Annotated in this window: 21 protein-coding genes; 3 read left to right on the top strand and 18 right to left on the bottom strand. The window is 42.9% G+C overall.

The features are described from left to right. The first annotated feature begins 36 nt into the window (after positions 1–36). Both NQ564_RS09480 and serS read left to right on the top strand, forming a co-directional pair. A complete protein-coding gene (locus tag NQ564_RS09480) occupies positions 37–579 on the top strand; it encodes a C40 family peptidase (RefSeq protein WP_008150512.1) in 543 nt (180 codons plus the stop codon). A gap of 91 nt (positions 580–670) precedes the next feature. Continuing rightward, positions 671–1,945, top strand: coding sequence for a serine--tRNA ligase (gene serS, locus NQ564_RS09475; protein WP_008150511.1), 1,275 nt, complete (start codon positions 671–673; stop codon positions 1,943–1,945). On the opposite strand, the gene NQ564_RS09470 is transcribed toward serS, so the two are convergent. The 8 genes from NQ564_RS09470 to NQ564_RS09435 all read right to left on the bottom strand — a co-directional run bounded on the left by NQ564_RS09470 (position 1,938) and on the right by NQ564_RS09435 (position 9,158). Next, entirely contained in the window at positions 1,938–2,069 is a 132-nt protein-coding gene (locus NQ564_RS09470) for a hypothetical protein (protein WP_008150509.1), read from the bottom strand. The two genes, serS and NQ564_RS09470, sit on opposite strands and share 8 nt — an antisense overlap. Before the next feature lie 30 nt (positions 2,070–2,099). Beyond that, positions 2,100–4,538 carry an FAD-dependent oxidoreductase gene (locus NQ564_RS09465; RefSeq protein ID WP_129650060.1) on the bottom strand — a complete coding sequence of 813 codons (2,439 nt, stop codon included), beginning with the start codon at positions 4,536–4,538 and terminating at the stop codon, positions 2,100–2,102. 64 nt (positions 4,539–4,602) lie between these two features. After that, a complete protein-coding gene (locus NQ564_RS09460; protein ID WP_008150504.1) occupies positions 4,603–4,968 on the bottom strand; it encodes a MarR family winged helix-turn-helix transcriptional regulator in 366 nt (121 codons plus the stop codon). 224 nt (positions 4,969–5,192) lie between these two features. After that, the gene (locus tag NQ564_RS09455; RefSeq protein ID WP_008150496.1) at positions 5,193–6,170 is read right to left on the bottom strand and encodes a dihydroorotate dehydrogenase-like protein; all 978 of its coding nucleotides are present in this window, start codon (positions 6,168–6,170) and stop codon (positions 5,193–5,195) included. Between the two features lie 85 nt (positions 6,171–6,255). Further along, positions 6,256–6,924: a YggS family pyridoxal phosphate-dependent enzyme gene (locus tag NQ564_RS09450; protein WP_008150494.1), complete on the bottom strand. Its 669-nt coding sequence runs from the start codon at positions 6,922–6,924 to the stop codon at positions 6,256–6,258. Next, positions 6,921–7,427, bottom strand: coding sequence for a DUF4494 domain-containing protein (locus tag NQ564_RS09445; protein ID WP_008150493.1), 507 nt, complete (start codon positions 7,425–7,427; stop codon positions 6,921–6,923). Before NQ564_RS09445 ends, NQ564_RS09450 begins: the two co-directional genes overlap by 4 nt. Positions 7,428–7,718: 291 nt before the next feature. Next, positions 7,719–8,180, bottom strand: coding sequence for a nucleoside-diphosphate kinase (gene ndk / locus NQ564_RS09440; RefSeq protein WP_008150491.1), 462 nt, complete (start codon positions 8,178–8,180; stop codon positions 7,719–7,721). A 354-nt stretch (positions 8,181–8,534) separates the two neighbouring features. Beyond that, a complete protein-coding gene (locus NQ564_RS09435; protein ID WP_008150490.1) occupies positions 8,535–9,158 on the bottom strand; it encodes a master DNA invertase Mpi family serine-type recombinase in 624 nt (207 codons plus the stop codon). Between the two features lie 228 nt (positions 9,159–9,386). Here NQ564_RS09435 and NQ564_RS09430 point away from each other — a divergent pair, with 228 nt between their 5' ends. After that, entirely contained in the window at positions 9,387–12,233 is a 2,847-nt protein-coding gene (locus NQ564_RS09430) for a bifunctional fucokinase/fucose-1-phosphate guanylyltransferase (protein WP_008150489.1), read from the top strand. A 61-nt stretch (positions 12,234–12,294) separates the two neighbouring features. Here the strand turns inward: NQ564_RS09430 and NQ564_RS09425 are convergent, their stop codons facing one another. From NQ564_RS09425 to NQ564_RS09380, 10 genes are all read right to left on the bottom strand, one after another. Next, entirely contained in the window at positions 12,295–13,389 is a 1,095-nt protein-coding gene (locus NQ564_RS09425; RefSeq protein WP_008150485.1) for a Wzz/FepE/Etk N-terminal domain-containing protein, read from the bottom strand. Positions 13,390–13,393: 4 nt separating this feature from the next. Then, positions 13,394–15,838 carry an SLBB domain-containing protein gene (locus NQ564_RS09420; protein ID WP_129650058.1) on the bottom strand — a complete coding sequence of 815 codons (2,445 nt, stop codon included), beginning with the start codon at positions 15,836–15,838 and terminating at the stop codon, positions 13,394–13,396. Then, positions 15,835–16,995, bottom strand: a complete 1,161-nt coding sequence (gene wecB / locus NQ564_RS09415) for a non-hydrolyzing UDP-N-acetylglucosamine 2-epimerase (protein WP_008150481.1) — start codon at positions 16,993–16,995, stop codon at positions 15,835–15,837. Before wecB ends, NQ564_RS09420 begins: the two co-directional genes overlap by 4 nt. 11 nt (positions 16,996–17,006) lie before the next feature. After that, a complete protein-coding gene (locus tag NQ564_RS09410; protein ID WP_008150479.1) occupies positions 17,007–17,714 on the bottom strand; it encodes a WecB/TagA/CpsF family glycosyltransferase in 708 nt (235 codons plus the stop codon). Then, on the bottom strand, positions 17,704–18,912 hold the full coding sequence (locus NQ564_RS09405; protein ID WP_008150478.1) for a glycoside hydrolase family 88 protein: 1,209 nt from the start codon (positions 18,910–18,912) through the stop codon (positions 17,704–17,706). The genes NQ564_RS09410 and NQ564_RS09405 overlap by 11 nt, the downstream gene beginning before the upstream one ends. After that, positions 18,909–19,970, bottom strand: coding sequence for a glycosyltransferase family 4 protein (locus NQ564_RS09400; protein ID WP_008150477.1), 1,062 nt, complete (start codon positions 19,968–19,970; stop codon positions 18,909–18,911). Before NQ564_RS09400 ends, NQ564_RS09405 begins: the two co-directional genes overlap by 4 nt. Before the next feature lie 8 nt (positions 19,971–19,978). Beyond that, positions 19,979–20,944 (bottom strand): hypothetical protein, encoded by a 966-nt coding sequence (locus NQ564_RS09395; protein ID WP_008150476.1) that lies wholly within the window; start codon positions 20,942–20,944, stop codon positions 19,979–19,981. Further along, positions 20,935–21,435 (bottom strand): hypothetical protein, encoded by a 501-nt coding sequence (locus tag NQ564_RS09390; protein ID WP_129650056.1) that lies wholly within the window; start codon positions 21,433–21,435, stop codon positions 20,935–20,937. Before NQ564_RS09390 ends, NQ564_RS09395 begins: the two co-directional genes overlap by 10 nt. 116 nt (positions 21,436–21,551) lie before the next feature. Next, a complete protein-coding gene (locus NQ564_RS09385) occupies positions 21,552–22,451 on the bottom strand; it encodes a glucosamine inositolphosphorylceramide transferase family protein (protein WP_008150474.1) in 900 nt (299 codons plus the stop codon). Positions 22,452–22,457: 6 nt separating this feature from the next. Continuing rightward, complete coding sequence (locus tag NQ564_RS09380) at positions 22,458–23,534, bottom strand: EpsG family protein (RefSeq protein WP_157632055.1); 1,077 nt, start codon at positions 23,532–23,534, stop codon at positions 22,458–22,460. Positions 23,535–23,602: the final 68 nt, after the last annotated feature.

The following is a 23,602-nucleotide window of genomic DNA, read 5'->3' as shown; positions in this document are numbered from 1 at the left end:
TATTTGTAGAACATATTCTTAACATGCAAAATCGTTATGATTCATAAAAAATATAACCTGTTTTTCTTTTGGATACTGTTGTTTGTTTTGACGCTTACGTCGTGTGGCAGCAAGAAACAGCGTGTAGCCTTGCCGGCAGATTTCAAGGGACCGAAAGAACTTTCTCGCCTCTATGGTGTTCGTCTGACTCCGGATGATAATATATTTTTGTACAATGAAGGAGCCAAATGGTTAGGTGTCCCTCACCGGATGGGAGGGTTGACAAAGAAAGGTGTGGACTGTTCCGGTTTTGTGGCGATCGTATTTCGTGAAGTGTATGGAAAGCAGTTAGCACGTTCGTCGGCCGATATGCTGAAGCACAATTGCAAGAAAGTCAATCGTGCCAGCCTGAAGGAAGGCGATCTGGTCTTTTTTCGGACAGGCAAGGGAAGGAAGAAAGTGCCCAATCATGTTGGTATTTATCTGAAAAACGGAAAGTTTATTCATACCAGCACTTCGAGTGGCGTGATTGTCAGCAGCCTGAGTGAACCTTATTATGTCCGGTCATGGCTTACAGGCGGGCGGGTGAAGAATTTGTGATTTATGAATTATGAATTATGATTTATGCGTCGATGATAAATCATAAATCTTGCTTATCTTTGCAACTCAAATAAAAAAACATCATTAAAGTATGTTGACGCTTAAAGTAATTACGGAAGAGACAGACCGGGTGATTCGTGGTCTGGAAAAGAAACACTTTAAAGGTGCACAGGAAAGCATCGCAAAAGTGATCGAATTGAACGATAAAAGACGTGGTGCGCAAAATCAATTAGATAAAAACCTGGCAGAGGTGAACCAGACTTCGAAAACCATCGGTATGCTGATGAAAGAAGGTAAAAAAGAGGAGGCCGAAACTGCCAAGCAACGTGTTGCCGAGATCAAGGAAGCCAATAAAGCTATCCAGGCTGAGATGGATCAGGCGGCCGAAGATATGCAGAACTTGCTCTATACAATCCCGAATGTTCCTTACGATGAAGTTCCTGAAGGTGTGGGAGCTGACGACAATAAGGTGGAAAAGATGGGCGGTATGGAAACTGAACTGCCGAAAGACGCACTGCCTCATTGGGAATTGGCAAAGAAATATGACCTGATCGATTTTGACTTGGGTGTGAAGATCACAGGTGCCGGTTTTCCGGTTTACAAAGGACAAGGTGCACAGTTGCAGCGTGCGCTGATTAACTTCTTCCTGGATGAAGCCCGTAAATCCGGTTATACGGAAATTATGCCGCCGACAGTTGTGAATGCTGCTTCCGGTTATGGTACGGGCCAGTTGCCTGACAAGGAAGGACAGATGTATCATTGCGAAGTGGATGATCTTTATTTGATCCCGACAGCCGAAGTCCCGGTCACTAATATCTATCGTGATGTTATCCTCGACGAAAAGCAGTTGCCGATCAAGAATTGTGCCTATACGCAGTGTTTCCGTCGCGAAGCCGGCTCATACGGAAAAGATGTGCGCGGACTGAACCGTTTGCATGAGTTCTCCAAAGTGGAATTAGTTCGTATCGATAAACCTGAACACTCCAAACAGTCTCATCAGGAAATGTTGGATCACGTGGAAGGTCTGCTTCAGAAATTGGAACTTCCTTACCGTATTTTACGTCTTTGTGGTGGCGATATGAGTTTTACGGCTGCTCTGTGTTTCGATTTTGAAGTTTATTCGGAAGCCCAGAAACGTTGGTTGGAGGTAAGCTCGGTTTCTAACTTTGACAATTACCAGGCAAACCGCTTGAAATGTCGTTATCGCGACGAAAACAAAAAGACACAGCTCTGCCATACTCTGAATGGAAGTGCATTGGCTTTGCCGCGTATCGTTGCAGCCTTACTCGAAAACAATCAGACACCCGAAGGCATCCGCATTCCGAAGGCGTTGGTTCCGTATACGGGATTTGATATGATTAAGTAAATATTCGTATTAAAAAAACACGACCGTCTTCGTTGCCGCGAAGGTTGACTTCATCAGCACGAAGACGGTCGTCATTATAGGGGAAGTCAATCTTCATTTCTGCGACGACCGTCTTTGTCGCCATGAAGATTGACTTTTTTGTAATAATGTCTTTTTAGATGAACAGGTTTACATTCGCTTCCTCGGCTCGTTCGAGATAAGAAGCTACGCCGCCTAGCGTAACATTGTCCATCAACTCTTCTTTTTGCACGCCCATCACATCCATGCTCATGGTGCAGGCAATCATTTCCACGCCGTTGTCTACGGCTTGTTGGATCAGGCTTTCCAGACTGTCGATCCGCTTTTGCTTCATGATAAGGCGCATCATCCAGCTACCGGCACCTCCCATGTTCATTTTAGATAGTTTGAGCTTGCCGCTGTGTGCCGGAAGCATCCAGCCGAACATCTTGCCGAAAATATCTTTGGAGACGGCCGGTTTTTGTTGCTTCTTGATTACGTTCAATCCCCAGAAGGTGAAAAACATCGTTACCTTTTTGCCGGTCGAAGCTGCTCCGTTGGCAATGACGAAAGAGGCCAGCGCTTTATCCAAGTCATCACTGAATACGATCAGTGTCTTGTTATCGGCATTATTCTGCACGCTTGCGTGGGGGGCTGTCTTTTCTTGTTTGCGGATGGTGGCGGCAACGACTCCGTTCTTGTTTTCCAGCGCAACCAGTTCGGCACCTGTCACTTTGCACCAAGAGGCGACATCTTTACCGAACGCCTGGTCGGTAGCGGTTATCTGGAGTTGCTCGCCGGTTTTCAGTGTTTCGTAATTCTTTTTCAGTTGCATTACGGGACCCGGGCACATCAGTCCGCAAGCATCTACCTTCAGTGTGGGGATAGCGGAACATTCACAGTTTGCACCTTCCGATGATCCCGGATTGCAGGGGGCAACCTCCTTGACAGGGGCGGTCGCCACACTCCATGTCTTGTATCCGCCGGATAGATTGCGCACATTCTTGAAACCGTTCTGTACCAAGATGCGGTAGGCTAAATAGCCACGAAGCCCGACTGCACAACTGACAATGATCAGTTTATCTTTCGGCAGTTCGTCCAGGTGTTCTCTCAGCTCGTCAACCGGTATGTTGATGAATCCGGGGATTGATCCTAATTTGTGTTCGTCGCGCGTACGGACATCGATCCGGATTGTGTCGGCAGGCAGTTCGGCGAGTTCGCGCCACTGGATGATTTGCGATTTTCCTTTCAATATGTTTTCAGCTACGAATCCAGCCATGTTTACCGGATCTTTTGCTGACGAATAAGGAGGAGCGTATGCATGTTCCAGCTCTGTCAGGTCATAGATGGTTCCTCCTCGTTGGATCACCTGTTCCAGCATTTCGATGCGTTTGTCTACTCCGTTGAAGCCAACTATTTGGGCGCCTAAGAGTTTGCCGTTTTCCGGATCAAACAGAATTTTAATCGACATCGGAACAGCTCCGGGGTAGTAGCCGGCATTCGACGCTCCGTGTGTATAAGAAGAGGTGTAGGGAATGTTGTTCCGTTGTAGCAGCTTGGCATTAGCACCGGTGGCGGCGACTGTCAGGTCGAAGACTTTGGCGATGGAAGTTCCGATCGAACCTGCATATTTCTTTTTATTACCGAATATGATATTGTCCGCCACGATGCGTCCCTGTTTATTGGCTGGTCCTGCCAGAGGGATGAGAGAGGGCTGTCCGGTAACGAGATTTTTTACTTCCGTGGCATCGCCGAGGGCATATATGTCGGCATCGGAAGTTTGCATATAGTCGTTTACGGCAATACCGCCCCGTTCTCCGATGGCGAGTCCGGCCTCTTTTGCCAGTTTGGTTTCCGGACGTACCCCAATGCTCAGTAAAACCATGTCGGTAGCGATCTGTTTGCCACTACGGAGGTGTACGGTCACACCACCGTCTTTTTCTTCAAAGCGGCTGACACCATCTTCCAAATGTAACCCGACTCCCTTATCGGTTAGTTGCTGATGTACGATTGCCGCCATCGAGAAGTCTAACGGAGCCATTACTTGGTTAGCCATTTCCACCACGTCGACCTGGATACCCAAATCGTGCAGGTTTTCCGCCATTTCCAGTCCGATAAAGCCTCCCCCCACAACGATAGCGCGTTTCGGCTTTTCGATATTGATGTAATTCTTGATCGTATCGGTGTCCGGCACATTACGGAGAGTGAATATCTTCTTGCTTCCGATCCCTTCGATACCCGGTCGGAGCGGTTCGGCTCCCGGTGAAAGTACCAGTTTGTCGTATGTTTCGGTGTAAATTTCACCAGTGGATAGGTTCTTGACTTCCACTTCTTTTTTATCCGGACGGATGGCGGTTACCTCTTGTTCTGTGCGGATGTCGATCCGGAAACGATCAGTGAAACCTTTCACTGTCTGTACGAATAGCTTTTCCCGGTTATTAATCGTGTCACCTATATAATAAGGTAGACCGCAGTTTGCATACGATACATATTTTCCTCGTTCGAACAGGACGATATTGGCTTTTTCATCCATTCTGCGCAGACGTGCTGCAACGGTAGCTCCTCCGGCTACTCCTCCGATAATCAGGTAGTTCATGTTGTAAAAGTATTATTTATATTATACATATTTGTTAATAGAAAATATTGGGGTAAAAAAGGGGTTAACCTTTTTCCATACAAGTTTTCAGTTTCTCGAACAATTCGTCGAAACACAGTTCTGCATTCATCATCTTCTGTATTTTCTCTTTTCCGTTAGGGGTGAGGGAGAAGAACATCTGCCGTTTGTCGTTTTTGTTGATGTTGCGGCGGATATAACCTTTATTCTCTACGGCTGTGATGACTTTCGAAACGCGTGAGTTGGACAGGCCTATATATTCACAGATCATACCGGCCGATTTCGTTTCTCCGTCTTTCAGGCAGCAGAGCAACATGGCCTCGTTGATTGTAATATCGTGTACTTCCGCAAAGGTTTTCTCGAACTGATATAAAATTTTGTATATATCTTTGATCGCACAAATTGGTTCCATATTCTTATATGTTATTGATGGGTACAAAGATATATAATATTTTCAATATAAATAATGTTTAGTGGAAAATATTTTATCCGGATCATCTTTTTTACAAAAATATGTGTTGTTTTCTGTTGTAAAAGGGGCTGTGCCAATTCTCTTGCCCCGTACTTGACACAGGAACAAGGGAATTGACACAGCCCCTTTGAAATAATTTTGTCGGATGACGAAGTATCGTTTGTTTAATCTCTGTTGGAGAAATATTTCATGAACTGTGAGCGTTCATACATCGCCGGATTGGGGATGTTGGCATAGTTTAGTTTACCTTTGAACTGGTCAAGCGACTGGTAATGTGCCTGGTGCATCCATTCTTCGATACAGGTGAGCACCTGTGAGATAATTTCTGCCCCATGTGTATAGACGGCGCTACACATCTGTACGGCATCGGCTCCTGCGAGTAAACATTTGATGACATCTTCCCAATCGTGTACTCCGGTAGAGGAAGCAATACTGATTCCGGGTATTTTACCTGAAACGATTGCTGTCCAGCGAAGCGTGTCGCTCAAGTCAGAATGATTACTGAAGACATTACCTGAGACTATTTGCATATTGTTGATGTCGATATCCGGTTGGTAAAAACGGTTGAAGAGGACGATTCCGTCCGCCCCGTTTACTGTCAGCGTATGGGCTACAGCCGGAATATTACCGACCATTTTGCTCATTTTGATCATGACAGGGATCGAAACCGTTTCTTTCACTTTGCGGATAATATTGACATACAAATCGCGCATATTATCACTGTTGTACGTGAGGTCTGTTTCCAAGAAGAACACGTTCAGTTCCAAGGCGTCGGCTCCTGCCAACTCGATCTGGCGGGCAAATTCGACCCATGCATCCGATTTATAGCAGTTGATGCTTGCGATAACCGGGATGGTACATAGTTCTTTCGTCTTCTGGATCAGTTCCAGATAGCTGTTTATTTGATTTGCTTTTACATAGCCGCGTATGTAATCGGCCGCCTCGGGATAGTCCGACTCCTGCATCAGCACATCGCTTTGCATTTCAATCTGCTCTTCGAAGAGTGATTTCAGTACGATCGCACCTGCACCGGCTTTTTCAAATTCCTTATTTCGTTCCGCGTTGTTTGTCAAACCGGAACTTCCGACGATAAGCGGGTTACGAAGTGTCAGTCCCGCATATTGTGTCTTAATGTCAATCATGTCAGATTCAATTATGTTCAACGATTACAAAAATAGAGAATTATTTTCTCCCTTATCTATTCTTGTTATTTAAAATGGTTAAAACTCAATATTCCCGTTCTCCAAAAATGCTGGTTCCTATGCGTATCATCGTACTACCTTCACGGATAGCGATCGGATAGTCATGGCTCATTCCCATCGATAATTCGCAAAAATATTCATCACCCTTGAATACCGAGCTTTTCAGTTCAGTGAAAAGTTTATGGATCTTATGGAACTCATCTTGGATCTGTGATGTGTTGTCGGTGTTTGTAGCCATCCCCATCAGTCCGCATATCCGGAGGTTGGGAAGAGCTTCGGGTGATAAACTGTGCAGCAGTTCACGGCATTCGTCGGGACTGAAACCATGCTTGGCTTCTTCCTGAGCGACATGTATTTCCAGCAGAACACGGACGATGCGGCCATGCTTGGCCGCTTGCTTATTGACTTCCTGCAATAGTTTCAGCGAGTCAATGCTGTGTATCGTGTGGATGAACGGGGCAATATCTTTTACTTTGTTGCTTTGCAATGGGCCGATAAAATGCCATTCGATGTCACTGGGCAAGACTTTTTGTTTAGCTGTCAATTCTTGGGCCCTGCTTTCACCAAATACACGTTGTCCGGCATCGTAGGCTTCCTGCAAAGCCTCGGCGGGATGGAACTTGGAGACCGCCACCAGCGTGACACCTGCCGGCAGCGATGCTTTCAGTCTTGTTATATTTTCGGTGATGCTCATGCTTCTCTTGTTTCAGCCAGTTTTTTCTGTTCGGCAATCAGTTCTTCCTCTGATTTCTTTTCCGCAGGGACACTGTTGGCGTCAAAAGGAAAGACATCTATCAGCGGAGTTTCCGTAACGGATGCAATGGTATAGTCGGCAAGCGTCCCTTTCATGCCATCTTCCAATACGGCGATGGCATCTTTTAGATCAGACGCCTGTGCCAACATCTGTGCGGCTGTTTTCTTTTCGGCTCCGCTTTTTTCATCAAGGGTGATGAAGTAAACTTTGATTTTATAGAAACGGTCGCCGTTTTCGTTGAAGAACAATTCCGACAGGCGTGCGCGTTTGATGTCTGTCACCGTAAACTCCCCGGAGACGAAAGGACGGATTTCTTCGATGATACGAGCTTCAGCTTCCGTGAATGACAGGGCGTCAACCAGATAAGGTTCCGTCACTTTCTTTTGCATTCCATTCTCCATGACTTTTTCGAAGGAGACTTTACATTCAAACCAGTTATGCATATATTTATTACGTTTTATAATGTCTGTATTTTTATTTCAAACGAGGTACAAATATAACGGCAATTCGGGAATTAAGCAACCGGAACAAATTTCTTTGTCAATTATTGGAATCGTAGTGAACTTTTTATCCTATGCTCCGGTTATATAAGCGTAGTGTGTTTTTTCATGGTATTAGATTTTTAGATTAGTAATTAGGTTGTTTTGTCTGGTTCGAGAAGGATAGGGCAAAAGTTCTAAAATATCAGAGCTGGAAGTATAGGAATTCCCCATACATTCCGGCTCTTTTACGTTTTAAAACTCATCGTTGGCATAAGTCGCAAGCAAGTTGTTCATTCTGTAGTCAAACAATTCGTCATCATTGAAAAAACGTTTCAACTCGATGGCTGCTGTTTCGGGTGAATCGGAAGCATGGACGATGTTTTCTTGTACGCTCATGCTGAAGTCGCCACGGATGGTTCCCGGTTGTGCGTTCCTTCCGTTGGTGGCACCAGCCAGCTGGCGAACGACATGGATGGCGTCCACCCCTTCCCAGCAACATACGATGACGGGACATACCGACATGGCGTCTTTGATGCGTTGGAAGAATGGTTTTTCTTTTAGGTGTGCATAATGTTCACTGAGGATATTATCTGTCAGCCAGATCATTTTCATGCCTGCCAGTTGTAAACCTTTTCTCTCGAAGCGGGAGATTATTTCTCCAATCAGTCCTCGCTGAATGGTACAGGGTTTTAGGATAACAAGTGTCTTTTCCATACTGTTCGTTTAATAAGATTCGACGTATCTGTCAAAGATAAAACAATTATTTTTAATAAGTTAATTTGTAGTATAATATTCAATAAAGATTTTGAAATAAAGGAGGTTGGAAAGGGAATATGCAACTTATAACCGTATGAAAAGGGAAAAGTTCGTTCTACCGAAGGAAAGAATAAAGCACACAAAACCTGCCGCACACTGGCGGCACAGCGTGCAGAGGTATTGGATTATTTAGTATGCGGATCATCTTATCCCGTTGGGCATGCCGTATTGACTGATAATAAATTACCTCAAAAACAATTTATTAAGGTTACATAGATTAACATTCAGACAATTAGGGCTATGAAGGTCCGATTACTTAATATATCTATATTTCCTCCAGTCCGGGAATGTGTTCCTCAGGAAATCACGTAGAGTTTGGCGATTTACTCCGAACTTTTCGGCGATTTCGTTCATCGAGCATTTCTCATTGATCATTTTCCTGATGACATTTTCTTTTCCGGACAGTCTGACCTGCATGGTCTTTTTGCCTTTCGGACGACCGAGTTTCGTGCCTTCTGCTTTTTTACGCGCAAGTGCTTCGCGGGTACGTTGTGAAATCAGATTGCGTTCGATTTCTGCGCTCAGGCTAAAAGCGAAAGCCAGGATTTTACTATTGATATTATTCCCTAATTCATAGCGTTCTTTGACTGTAAGGACGATGATATCCCGTTCCATGCACTGGTGAAGGAAACTCATGACTTGCATCAAATTACGTCCAAGCCTTGATAGTTCTGTTGTTACAAGTGTGTCACCTTTACGAATTTGCTTTAATAGTCTGCCTAGTTGGCGATCCGATACACTTGTTGTTCCACTGATTGTTTCGTCTACCCAACGTTCGATACGGAAACCTTTCGCTTTTGAATAGTTCTCAATCTCGAAGCGTTGATTCTCAGTACTCTGTTTATCTGTACTGACTCTTACATAACCGTATATCATACCATCTGAATATTAAATGAATAACTAAAGATACTTCAGAAATAGAAATGAAAGGGTGGGATTAGTATTTACCAACTTTTTTTATTGTCGTATGATTATAAGAGTGCATTCCCTTTACAAAGGTGGATATAATAATTTAAACGAAATAGCCTCTGAAAGTAAAAATTAAATTAAATTTTACGCAGTAAAAGGGGAAAGGAGTACATTTGTCGGAAAGAATAGTGGGATATGAAGAAATTATTGTCGCTGCCGCCTAACCTGGTTGGCAGTTTTCACGAGATAGCCAATGCCGATCCGGCAGATTGGTTTTGTACGTCTGATCCTGTAGGTGCCCGTCTGGGATCGGGCGGAGGAACGACTTGGTTGCTTGAGGCTTGCCGCCGGGATGATAATACTGCCGGAACGTTGCTGCCTGGAGAGTGGCTGGCGCGTGAAAAGCGGATTTTGCTGCATGCCGGAGGGCAGAGTCGGCGCTTGCCTGGATATGCACCTTCGGGCAAGATATTGACACCGATCCCGGTGTTCAGGTGGGCGAGGGGACAGAAATTATCTCAAAACCTTCTTTCACTTCAACTCCCGTTGTACGAGGAAATCATGCGCAAAGCACCGGATTCGCTGCATACGCTGATTGCCAGTGGCGATGTTTACCTGCGTAACAGCGAACCGTTGCAGGAGATTCCTGAAGCAGATGTTGTCTGTTATGGTTTGTGGGTGGATCCAGCACTGGCCACTCGCCACGGGGTTTTCGTGTCGGACCGTAAATCTCCTGACCAACTTGATTTCATGCTTCAAAAGCCTACTCTCGATGAGTTGGGACGGCTGGCGGGTACGCATCTTTTTTTGATGGATATAGGCGTCTGGCTGCTCAGTGACCGGGCGGTGGAACTGCTGATGAAACATTCCTATGATCCGGACGGGAAACAGATGAAGGAATACGACCTGTATTCTGAGTTCGGTCTTGCTCTTGGGACTCATCCGCGTATAATTGACGAAGAGTTGAATGCATTGACTGTCGCTATCTTGCCTTTGCCGGGCGGCGAGTTTTATCATTATGGTACAAGCCGGGAACTGATTTCTTCTACGCTGTCGGTGCAGAATCTTGTGCGCGACCAGCGGGCGATCATGCAGCGCAAGGTCAAACCACATCCTGCCATGTTTGTTCAGAACGCCGAAGTTTCTTGTCTGCTGACCTCCGGCAATTCTGAATTGTGGATTGAAAACAGTTTTGTCGGGAAACGATGGATGCTTGCCGATCGGCATGTGATTACGGGAGTTCCGGTGAACGATTGGGAGTTGCATGTCCCTTCCGGTGTGTGCATTGATGTCGTGCCTGTCGGTGATGAAGGCTGGGTGGCACGTCCATACGGTTTCAATGATACTTTCAAGGGGAATACAATGGATGAGTCAACGTTCTTCATGGGGCGCTCTGTCGTGAAGTGGTCTGCGGAGCGGGGTGTTTGCCTGCCGGAGTGTGTCGACATACAGAATGCGGCCTTGTTCCCTGTCTGCCGGAGTATAGACGAGCTGGGTGTTGTGCTACGCTGGATGGTTTCTGAACCTCATTTGGAGGAAGGGCGCAAGGTATGGGAAGCGGCTGAAAAGATGTCTGCAAATAGGCTCTCCGACTGTGCGAATCTCCGCCGTCTGTTTGCTCAGCGAGAAGCGTTCAGGAAGAAAAACTGGCCAATGCTTGCGGCTAATCATGATAAAAGTATTTTCTATCAACTGGATTTGGCAGATGCCGCCTCTGAGTTTGTTTCCAAAGGAATTGCGTTGCCTGAGGGCTTGCCGGCGGATGCTCCGCTAATGAAGCGTGTGCATGACCATATGTTTCGTGCCCGTATCTTGCAACTTTCGGGAGATGACCGAGGTAGGGTGGAACAGCAGCAGGCATTCTCGCTATTGCGTGAAGGTCTGATCGCTACGATTGCTGATGCAAAACAGATGCCTCGTCTTAATGTCTATCGCGATCAGATTGTCTGGGGGCGCAGTCCTGTACGTATTGACTTGGCAGGAGGATGGACGGATACGCCGCCTTTCTGTATGTATACCGGTGGCAATGTCGTGAATGTGGCGATCGAGTTGAACGGCCAACCTCCTTTGCAGGTTTATGTGAAGCCGGCTCGTGAGTTTCGTATCATCCTTCGTTCTATAGATATCGGGGCGATGGAGAGCATCTCGACTTGGGATGAACTGCGTGATTTTAACAAGGTAGGATCTCCTTTCTCTATCCCGAAAGCGGCACTGGCTTTGGCCGGGTTTATACCCGAATTTTCAGCAGGCCGTTATGTTTCGTTAGAAGAGCAGTTGAAAGCATTTGGATGCGGGTTGGAAGTGACGTTGCTGGCTGCAATCCCGGCCGGTTCCGGTCTGGGAACCAGTTCGATTCTTGCTGCTACGGTATTGGGTGCATTGTCGGATTTTTGTGGATTGGCGTGGGATAAGAACGAGATTGGTAACCGGACGCTGATCCTTGAGCAGTTGCTCACGACCGGAGGGGGCTGGCAAGATCAGTACGGAGGCGTGTTGCATGGGTTGAAACTGTTGCAGACGGGCGAGGGGTTCCATCAGAATCCGTCGGTACGCTGGTTGCCGGAATATCTTTTTACCGAACCGGAATATCGCACTTGTCATCTGCTTTATTATACGGGAATTACCCGTACTGCAAAGGATATCTTGGCTGAGATTGTACGTGGAATGTTCTTAAACAGTGGTCCCCATCTTCGTCTGCTTTCAGAAATGAAAGTGCATGCATTGGATATGTACGAGGCTATCCTTCGGGGTGATTTCGCTTCCTATGGCCGATTGGTCGGCAAAAGTTGGGAACAGAACAAGGCGCTTGATGCGGGGACAAATCCACCTGCTGTAGAACGGCTCATCTCTCGTATCAAAGATTACGCTTTAGGTTATAAACTTCCCGGTGCTGGCGGAGGTGGCTACCTTTATATCGTGGCCAAAGATCCGGAAGTCTCTTTGCAGATCCGCCGCCTTCTTACGACAGATCCGCAGAATGACAATGCCCGTTTTGTCGAAATGAGCTTGTCGGATAAGGGGTTGCAGGTGAGCAGGTCGTAAGCCGTTGTGAGGTGCTGCCATGTGTGCGGACGGATCTCGATTCGGGATAACGATTCTTGGATTACGCTTCAGATCCCGGTGATGAGGTGATCTCATATTTCTGGATGATCAGATACCCGCATCCTCCGATGAAGGCGAGGAAGATGAATGCTACCAGAATCAGCAGTTTCTTGGGAGAAGAAGCTTTGAGAGGGACAGTTGCCGGTTCGATAATGGTGTAGACTGGTGTCTGTTCCTGTACCCGGAGTTTATCTTGTTCGAGCTTTTGCGCTAACGTGTTATATACATTGAACGTGAGGGTCATCTCGTTGCGTAACCGTTCTTGCTCGGTACGGTAACTGGCGGAGATAATGTTTTTGTTGCCGTCTTCGAAAGCTGCATAGGCCTGCTGTGCTTTGTAATAGGCACTGCGTGATTCCTTTAGCACTTTTTCTGTAAATTCCAGATCTTTCTTTGCTTTCTGTGTTCGGTAATGTGTGATGTAGGTCTGTAGCTTTATCACGATACTGTGCGCCACGTCGGCTGAGATCAGCGGGTCTTGCATGTCGACACCGAGAGTAACGACTTGTGTCTTTTTATCGACAAAGACAGTGATGCGCTGGCGTAGGTTTTTCAGTACATCTTCTTGCTTGCGGGTGAGCCGAAAGGGGTTTAGGTGCCCATCGTTTTCTTCGTTATCGAAGAAGAATGAACGGAGGGCGGCTATTCCTTTTAGAGGAGCTTTTATAAGGAGGCTCCACCAAGTGGAGCGCTGATGGCTGTCTAAGTAATCATATAGGGTGATCGTGTACTTATTCTCTTTGTCGGTTACCTTTTCGGGGAAAAGTTCCAACAGAAAAGGTGTACTGTGCACAATATCGGGATAGAGGTTGGGTGACAAAGCATCCTGGCCGGAGGCTGAGTTGAGGTTGATTCCTGCCATTGCCGCGAGTCCACTGAGATTGCTCATCTTGCTTGTGGCATCGAGGAGTTCGGGAGCCAGTTTCACCGTTGTAGTGAACTCTTTGGGTATGCTGAAAGCAATGATGAGTCCCACCATTGTTGCAAATCCGCAGCATTTTATGAAGAAACGTCGTTTTTTCCACAGGTAGCCGGTGAGGGCGACCAAGTCGATTTCCGATAGTGTAGATGACGGAGTATGATTGTTCTTATCCATTTGTTTACTTTAAAAGATTAACCATTGATGTTATCATTGCAGCCATTGATGTGACAGAACTGCCGACGCTCATGATTTCAGCCAGACTTGCCCGGCGGTCGCGTTGCGTCTTGGCGGGGACTACGATTTCGCAGCCAGGTTCGACCTTGGGGTAACGTTTGAAGAAAATCATTTTACGTTGCGTGGTCGCCACTTTTCCGTTCATGTAGATGACGATAGGATACTTGCGGGCAATGTCGTTGTAGCCACCAGCCTGTGAGAGGCAGTCCCGGATGTCCATTCCTTTCGTATAGGTCACGCTGTTAGGGTAGGTGACGGAGCCGCTCACTTTCACTGTGCTTTGCTGTTGGGGAATGTAGAGCACGTCTCCATCGCGCAATACCAGGTCGTCGGCGCTTCCCGGGTGGGCGAGCGCTTTTTGCAGGTCGATGCCTACGGGGTACTCCTTCAGGTTGGCAAGCGAAATGGAGATCGAGTCACGACTCTGCTTACTGTTATTACTCAATTGCAGGAGAGTTTCGATCTGGCGCAACTCGTCCGTTGTCAGTTTGCGTTTCAAGCTGGCTCCCCGCACATAGGCGTCTGGAGTGATTCCGCCCGATTGCTTGATCAGTTCGCTTAGGCGCGTATTCTTTTTCTTTAAAGCATAGTTGCCGGCAAAAGTGATCTCGCCTCCGACCTTCACTACTTGCTGTTCCTGGTAACCGGGTGAGAAACGGACGAATACTTCGTCGAATGGTTCGAGGGTGAAAAGTGTATCGCCGGAGGTTACAGCCAGTCCTTCGTCGAGGGTGAAGTTAAATGTCTCGGCTGTCTGGTTACTGCTCCGGGTGGCGGACGGATCTTTGAGCCGTCGTGCCACTTCCACGTTGATAGTCGAGGCTGCTTCGCGTAGGCCACCGGCGAGGACAATAACATCCTCTACTGTCAGATTCTTACGGAAGGGCAATACGGTATCGGGAGCGTTAACTGCTCCACTCACTTTGATAGTATAAGGTTCACGGAGGCCAAACAAAGAAGGGATATATAGTTGGTCTTCCTTCTGTAGTTCGATGTCAGGAGCCTTCCCGTTCAAAATGTCTACAATATTGATGGCGATTACCGAACTGGTGAAGTCAGGGTTGAGCCTTGTGATCTGTGCGCGTCCTGTAAATTCGTCTCCTTTAAGTCCCGAAGCCTGTTCGACCAATTGTTTGACGGTGTGTACGTCCGGACTTAACTCATATTCTCCGGGTCGCCAGACTGCACCGGAAATGATGATTCGATTATCGTAGTAGGGGATGACTGAATCCACCATCAGTGAATCGCCGTCTTGTAGCACAAATGTCTGGAATTGTTCCTCGTTAACTGTGGCAATCTTGTAGCGATCGCCAGCTTTGCGTTTCACCCGTATACTGTTGGTGTAGGCATCTCCTGTGAAACCGCCTGCCATGTCGAGCAGGTCGGCAAGCGTCTCTCCTCGTCGGAGTTCGTATGTACGGTCTCTTTTCACTTTACCACCGGCGGTGACAAGCTGTTCGTAAGGGCCGATAATGATCATGTCGTTGTCTTCCAGTCGTATATTCGTGTCATATTTACCGTTCAGCAGATAGTCGTATACATCGAGGTTGGCGATCTCTTTGCTGTTCCGGTATACTTTTATATTTCTCAGTGATCCGATATCGTTTACTCCTCCTGCTGCATAAAGGGCATTGAAAAGCGTGGCGAGAGATGAGAGTGTATAAGTTCCGGGTGCGACGGCCTCGCCGACAATATTGACTTTAATGCTGCGAATTTGCCCCAGTCCAACAGAAACGAATGTGTTAGGCTGACTGCCGTCAAGCGTTGCCATGATTTTACCCAATTCCTGCCGGATGCGATTCTCTGCTGCCTCGATAGTCAGTCCACTTAGGGATACGGGACCGACATTGGGGATCAAGATCGTTCCGTCGGGAGAAATACTGAGTTTCAAGTTCAGCTCCGAATCTCCCCATACATTGATCAGCAACTCGTCTCCTGCCGATAGGACATAATTTTTAGGCGTCGGCATATTCAGATCCGGTTCGAATGTCAAATTCTTATCAGAAAAGATTTCTCGCCCGAAAACAATATCTTCCAAAGGTTGCTTAGGCTTATGTTCGTCGCGTTGCTCCGTCAGTGGAGGAAGTGCTTGCTGGGTAGGTTGGGAACGGTCGGATACGATGTTTTCCGCAGTCGGATGAATGATCTGGTTGATACCATTTTGTTCTTTCCCATGCTTGGCTATTTCTTTTTGTATCTGTTCCTCTGTCATCCCGGCGGCACGGGCTTTATCGATTAATTCCTGTGGAATTTGTGCATGTATGGTAATTGATACCAGTATAAACAGGAACCCAATGATGTATCGTGTCAGATGCTGTTGTCTTATCCGTTGACGACTTGATGGCTTATGACGGCATAATACAGCTTGTTTTTTGTCAAGATTTTTCATATTACTTTTTCTATTGTTTGAACGATTTGTTGGCTGGCAGTTCCGTCCCCATAAGGGTTTACTGCTTGGCTCATACGGTTATAATAAGTATTGTCATCTAGCAAGTGGGATACTTCAGTCACAATCCGGGAGTAATCCGTTCCTACCAATTTTACTGTCCCTGCGTCAAGTGCTTCTGGCCGTTCCGTTGTGTCACGCATGACAAGCACTGGTTTTCCCAACCCCGGAGCCTCTTCTTGTATGCCTCCGCTGTCGGTTAGGACAAGTGTTGACTTCTCCATTAGATAGACGAAGGGAAGATACTCCAAAGGCTCTATAAAGAACAGGTTAGGGAGATGGGCATTTCCGAATATTTCGTGAATGGGTTCCCTTACATTTGGGTTCAAGTGCATAGGGTAGACAAAGTCTACCTCCGCATACTGCTCTGCCAGAGTCTTTATTGCCCGGCATATTTGGATAAATCCATCGCCGAAGTTTTCCCGGCGATGACCTGTTATTAAAACCAGTTTGCGGTAACTTTGTTCAGCAAGTGGAGTTGTTTTATAACCAGCAGACATCAGTTCGGTGTCAAGTTGTTTACGCAGGGTGAAATCTTTGCGGATAGTAGCGGCAACATGGTAAAGGGCGTCGATAACAGTATTACCGGTAATGCGAATCTTGTTCTCATTTATACCTTCATGTATCAAGTTATTCCGGCTCAAAACTGTAGGAGAGAAATGCCAGGTGGCAATCCTTCCGGTGATCTGTCTGTTCATTTCTTCCGGCCACGGACTGTAAATATTGTGTGTGCGTAATCCCGCTTCTACATGACCGACCGGTATTTGCCGGTAGAAGGCGGCGAGTGCTGCGGCTGTTGAAGTGGTGGTGTCCCCGTGGACCAGAACGATATCTGGCTTCGCTTCCTGCAGAACGTCTCGCATTCCTGTCAGAACTCGGGCTGTTATATCGTAGAGGTCCTGTCCTTGCCTCATTATGTTGAGATCGTAATCGGGGCGGATGTTGAAAAGCTTTAGAACTTGGTCCAGCATTTCCCTGTGTTGCCCAGTAACACAGACAATGGTTTCAAATTTATTTTTTTTCTGTTGGAAAGCTTTTACTAATGGTGCCATTTTAATTGCTTCAGGACGGGTTCCGAAGACGAGCATTATTTTCTTCATGTTGTTTCTGTTTAGATTTTTCCAGTCTTGACCAGTATCAAGAATTTGATTAAATGTATTTGTCGTTTGATGCGCGAGGGTTGTTTCAATAGGCGGTATGCAAATTCGAGATTGTGCTTTATCCACCATTCGGGTGCTCGTTTCACGTTCCCTGTATAGACGTCGAAACTTCCTCCTAACCCTTGGTAAATTGCGGGATGTGCCTGATACATTTTTTCCATCAATAACTCTTGTTTGGGTGATCCCATTGCAACGAATATGACATCCGGCTGTTTTGTCTTGATGTCTTCGATCAGTTCTTCCTGTTCTGTCTCTGTTTGTATGTATCCGTCACGGTAACCCGCTATCTGTATTCCGGGAAAGTCTTCTTTCAACCGGGAGATGGTCTTCTCTATTACGGGCTGTTTACTCCCGATCAAGTAGAAGGTTTTTTCTTTTTGATACAGAGCTGTTATAATCTTCAACCACAGTTCGCATCCCGCGATCTTGACGGCATCCACGGCTCCGTGCTGCCGTACTGCCATAACTGCTCCTATGCCATCGCAATATCCGATATTCCTGTTCACAATATCTTGTATTTGCTCGTTCGCATGCAGTATCTTCTCCGCATTTATCGCTACTAATATCCCTTTATGTTCCTCCACATATTCCAGCAAACTGGAATCTGAGGGAAAGGGGTGGACTTTTATTCCGTTTATGAATGTTGATTTACTTTTCATATTGCAATTGTTCTAATAAATAATAAGATAAGGCATTAAACATGAAAGCATTGCTCCAACGCATATATGGTATGTGCGAGCTGAAGAATTGTTTTAACTGGTAGTAAAAGTATCCTTCGGAATCTTGCATATTCGTGATTGTCCAGTTTACTACTTTGTCGGCTAATTCTTTATGTTCCGCATATTTTTTGAGTTTGGATAGGGTGACGAGCAGTTGGCCCGGACAATGGATATCAATAGGATATGTCTTATTGTCATAATATTTAGGTGTTCCGTCATTTTCGAAAAAATGCTGAATGTAGTATTTGAAACCGTTTTCGATATGAGCGGAGAATGTCGTGTCTCCTGTTAAAGTCTGATATTCCTGTATGCAATCTAAATTGTATCCTGTATGGAAACTGTCTTTCCAGGTTTGTACCGGCAACATTCCGTAAGACCAGGAACCGTCCCCTTTCTGTGCATCGCAACAGGCTAAGACCGATTCTCCTGCTAATTCTTTGTATAAGGTATTTTGGGTATAGTGATAACCATAACTTAAAATTTTACTTCCTAAAAGAGAAGCATTGTACACGGTGTCGTTGCCTGGTAACGGACTGTATGAGAATAAAAAACCTCTTTTCTGAGGAGTCCTGTGCAGATCTTGTATAACAAAATTGACAGCCGATAATGCGTTTGCAAGATAATTTTCTTTTCGTGTAATTTTGTATGCGCTAATGAGTGCCTCTGCGCAAAAACTTGTTGCTACTACTGTCGGGGTGTTTTTAGGAAAGAAAAATAAACGACGGGCCTGCCAGTCGAAATTGTATCCCCAGCATGAGCCGCTATATCCTTTTGAACGCAGTGCAATCAGAAGTTCGGCCAATTGATGGATACGGGATAGGACTCTCTCTTTTTCCTTTGATAAGTCCTCTTTGCTTGTTTTCTCTATGATGGTATAGAGGTTACAATATCCTTGCAGGAAAAGTCCGATTCCTTTTGAATTGTATTCTTTCGGAACAAGAAACAGAGGCCTCAAGTTAAAAGGCATGCGCTTGAATCCTTGTATCATGATCAATCGGCATAGGGCTGATTTATGAAGGAGGGGGATATTCTGGAAAATTTTAGAGTTTAATCCGTCATAAGGATCCCAACCTTTGAAGTGTTCGGACTCGCAATATTGGCGGAGTTTATTGAATATGTGTAATTGTTTATTATTCATATTATTTCTTTATTGGTGAGCAGTCGCTTATAAAATGAAGAAACTATATTTTTACTATAATTCTCACAGACAAATTTTGCTGGAGTGTATTGATTTATATGTTGGTATATCATTATTATTTTATCTTCTATTTCTTTAATGTTAGGCAAAAAAGGTATTAATTCTCCATTTATACCTGGCAATATTAATTCAGTCATAGATGTTGTATTTCTGGCAATAACAGGAACATTGCAGGCCATTGCTTCAAGTACTACGAGGCCTAATGATTCTCTTTTTGAAAACATAAGACAAATGTCGATATTCCTGTAAAATTTATACATTTCATTTTTTTTGTATGGTTCATATTCGACTAAATTTACTGGGTTTTTGTAAAATAATTTTTTCCATTTATTTTCTTTGTCTCCATAATTTATATAATGAATATATATTTCTTTTTTCAATTGTAATTGTAGTTTGGGAATATCTTGTATGAGTTTTAAAAGATAATCGACTCCTTTATGTTCGGTTAAAGAGGATGGAAAACCGATATGTAGGACTTCTCCTTTCTGTTTATGGTATATGGGACTGAATAAATCCGTGTCTACTCCTCCGCTTGGAGAAATAAGTATTTTTTTAGGATCAATTTTTAGTTGCTTGGCAATAATTGAACCGTAATAATGAGAAGGTGATATATGAATGTCTGTACTTTTGAATGTTTTCTTCATTAAAGAACGAATAAACTTAAATAACCAAGTATTGTGAATTAATTCTTCTCCGTGCCAATGGTAAATGATTTTATTTTTTTGGAATGGGATGCGTATAAATAGCGGAAGTAAAAAAGTGTAATGATTGATATATAATACATCATATTGTTTTAACGGTGCTAATAATAATCGAGAATAAAATGTAATATAATCTTTGATCTTTTTTAATCCGGATCCTGAAGGGCGTAATACGACTGTATCTACATGAAATCCGCCGCTTTCGAGTGCAAGTTTGATGGATTCAGCATATGTCCCGCTATTAGGCATTTGTGGAGATGGGTATGCATTGTTTATCAGTATAATTTTTTTTGTCATACAGGTTGTTAGTATCTTATGCTATTTTTTAAAATATAGCGGTAAGTGAGTAAAGCTAATTCATTATATTTATTCTTTGAAAATATCCATTCTCCATTATATTGAACAGGATATCCCCCAGATGATTGTTTGAATAGGTATACTAAGTTACTGCTGTTGATTCCTGGTCCTATTCTTCCGAAATCGAAGATCTTAATATTATTTTCAGAGAGGTAATCTAGTATTTTATCAAGAATAAAATAACTTGCGCCGTTTTTTCTTGAATAAGAACTATTTGCTCCATAAATATCCCAAGCCTGTTTGTTCTCAATATAAACAATTCTTCCTGAAACTATTGTACCAGTTTCGTTGTAAACAAAGAATAATTTGAAATTAGGATCATGAAGCAGATTGTAAATATCTTTTTTATCAAGAGTATACGTTAGATGTTTTATTTTCGCCATTTCACTAAAAATTTGGGCAAAGATTTCACATTCATCCATAGTTGGTTTAGATATAACTTCGAAGGAACATTTGGCATTGATTGCTTTTTTTACATTATTTTTCCAACTTCTATGTGGAAGAGGCCTGTCGATAGTGTTGACTAAGATAGTCAGTGGGCAAGTTGTTTGATGAAGAGGGCGGATGAATCCGGCCTGACGTATTCCGATTTCATATTCAATATTGTAGAGAGAAAGGCTGGAAACGAATATCAAAGAATATCCAATTTTGGTTATTTCTGCATAAAAGTTCCGAATAGTTTCTAGCTCTGGATTTTTAATGGCTTCTCCCTGTATCCGCAAGATGGAGCCTATGAGGGGCTTTTTATAAAGCTCTCCCCGACAACAAATAGTAGGATTCGTTGAATTATCGACAAAATAAACACTATTATCATTAGTACTCATATATTTATCCCATCCTTTACTTTGAGTAAAAGGAACTGTATCCATCTGTTTTATTATTTCGAAAAATAGTTGTTTTTTTATTATTTCCATCTGATTGTTTTTTTGTTGAATATTTTAAAAATGATGAACTTCTTTTTGGTTTTGAAGCCTACTTTTGTTTCAGCTTTTAAAGCTGGATAGTTACTTGTTAGTATTACTACAATACTTCGTTTTTTTCCATATTTGTAAAGCTGATTTAATCTGAAATTCAAAACATAACTGTGAAGTCCTCTTCTTCTGAATTCAGGCATACAATAATCATCTAATAAAGCACCTTCGTCCTCATTCAGTTTTAGTTCGAAGTTATATGGGAGTGGAAGTTTGTCTAGACTTATCCAGGCTGAATAAGCTAGTTTGTTGTTTATTACAATTCCATATGGAATATACGTTTTGTCGATTAACCGTTTTTTTATATCGGCAAGTTTTATCTTTGTAAAATAGGAAGCATCCCCTTTTAGGAAATCATCGAATGTCAGTTTTCGGATTATATAGCCGGTATTATTTTTCACTTCCAGTATACCGGAAGTGAGTACTTTTTCCATATAGTAGAATGTTTCCCACACAAAACCTATTTGCCGAAAGGCAAAATGGAAGATTCGAACAACAGTACCTGATGTTCCATATTGTTTTTTGTGTACTTGTATTTTTTTTAATAAATTCATTTGATAACAGATAATTTTCTTTTGATTTTAACTAGCGGTTTAAAAATGTATTTCAATCCGTCTACAACACAGATATTTTCTTTGTAATTTAGTGTATGTAAACCGTGTCTATATTGGGTATCAGGTAGAATATTTATTGATTTTTCTTCTTTGAATTTATTTTTATCAATGGATTTGATTTGGCAGATATAAAGAGAAGCTCCATAACTTTTAAAAGAGTTTTGTGTACATCTGTATAAATGATCGTTATAAATATATAGACCTCCACCAGAACGAGCCGATGTAATATCTTGTTTTACAGGATTATCAAAGAAAGGGATATAAGGACCGAACAGATTATCCGAATAGTAAATTAGTAAATCTGCATCTTGATCAAAATTCAGAGATGTACATAATAGAAAATAGGTATTATTAAGTTTTGTAACTACCGGATCTACAACCGGTGCTTGTATTAATTTTTGGGGAAACTCTAACTTTTGGTATTTCTGATTATAAGTATAGATAAAAAGTGATCCACTTTGGCTGTTTTCAGGAATGATGTATGTTTGATCGTTTTCCTCATAAATAAATGGAAAAGATAAATGCGTATCGAGTTTTAATAAGGTTTTTCTGTGTATTAACCTGTAGTCTCTGCGAGAAATGGTTAATAAAGAAATTTCACCTTTCCATTTAGCGTAAAAAAATTCTTCAACCAATACTTCAATTTTTTCATCTGTCACTTTTAGAATAAAAGGATCTGCGAAAAAACGATCGTGATAGGGATGCTTGAGCCAATGGATGACTGGTTGAAAAGATATGTTGTTTATGATATCATCTATGGATGATTCAATAAAACCAATATTCCAATGGAATATACCTAATTTTTTTTCTAAATTTTTTGTTGAAAATAGTTGCATAATAATTTAAATTTGATCCCACCAAAAAAAATAAGTTGCCTTCATTCTTTCTTGATCTCCTAAATAAATAGTACTGCTTAGGCTTAAAAGTTGGGTTACAATTATTAGTAAAAAAATAAATGTATGTGTAATGCTTTTACCTCCATACTTCCATAAATATACCATTAAATAAGAGAAAACAATAATATTCATATTGATGAAAAATAGGAATGGTCTTTGTAAAGCGTGATTTCCAACTAATAGAAGGTTTATGTAAGAACCAACAATATACAAATTGTAATATATACTTATATTTGATGAGGGAAATGTGTCTTTGATTTTTTTGTTATATAATATAAGTATGACATTTAATGAAAATATGAGCCATGTGCGTGGTCCATATACATATTCTTCATCAATAGCCAAAATATTATCTATATTGCTATATCTGTCTCCTAAGCCAATTAGACTCAGTATTACATCTATATTATTTAAATATTGGTTCCAAATAGAAACACCACTTAAAAATAGAGCACCGAATAGTAATGTAAGTTGCAGAGGTATATTTCTAAGAAAGTCTTTTCCTGGTTTAAAGATGAAATATAGAGGAATTAGCAGAAGTGCTGTTTTGTGAAGTGTAAATCCGATAACAACACATAGCATATAGGGTATAAATCTTCTTTGCTTGATAAAAGGGATAGCGTATACGAATAAACACCAAACTAAAGATTGTCTGATAACACTCATCCATCCTAAAAAAGCTCCAGACATAATCATGAATGATAGAAATGGGAAAAGATATCCTTCTTTTCTAAAAGTATAATAAATTAAAAATATTTGTAAGAAAGCAATTAGGCCAAAATAAATGGAATAGTGTAATCCGGTTTCTGCCATTAATCGAGTAACAAATTCGAATCCTATCTCCAAATCGTCTCTGATAGTATAATAATGAGCGTATCCTTCATATATATCTAAATAGCTCATGTAGTCATTGCCTACATTATATCTGATTCCAAAAATAAAAGAGAAACAAATTATCGGTAAGATAAAATCTATGTTGTACCAATTAAATTTAGAGTCTATACATTTGTAATATCTTTTCATGTAGATATATCCGGAAAAAATCATTATCAACATGAGTAATGTATATATGTAAATTGTTTGAATCATAT

Origin of the sequence: Parabacteroides johnsonii DSM 18315 (assembly GCF_025151045.1) — a bacterium.
GTDB classification, from domain to species: domain Bacteria; phylum Bacteroidota; class Bacteroidia; order Bacteroidales; family Tannerellaceae; genus Parabacteroides; species Parabacteroides johnsonii.
The sequence above is the reverse complement of the archived record's forward strand: the minus strand, read 5'-3'. Positions and strand labels throughout refer to the sequence as shown.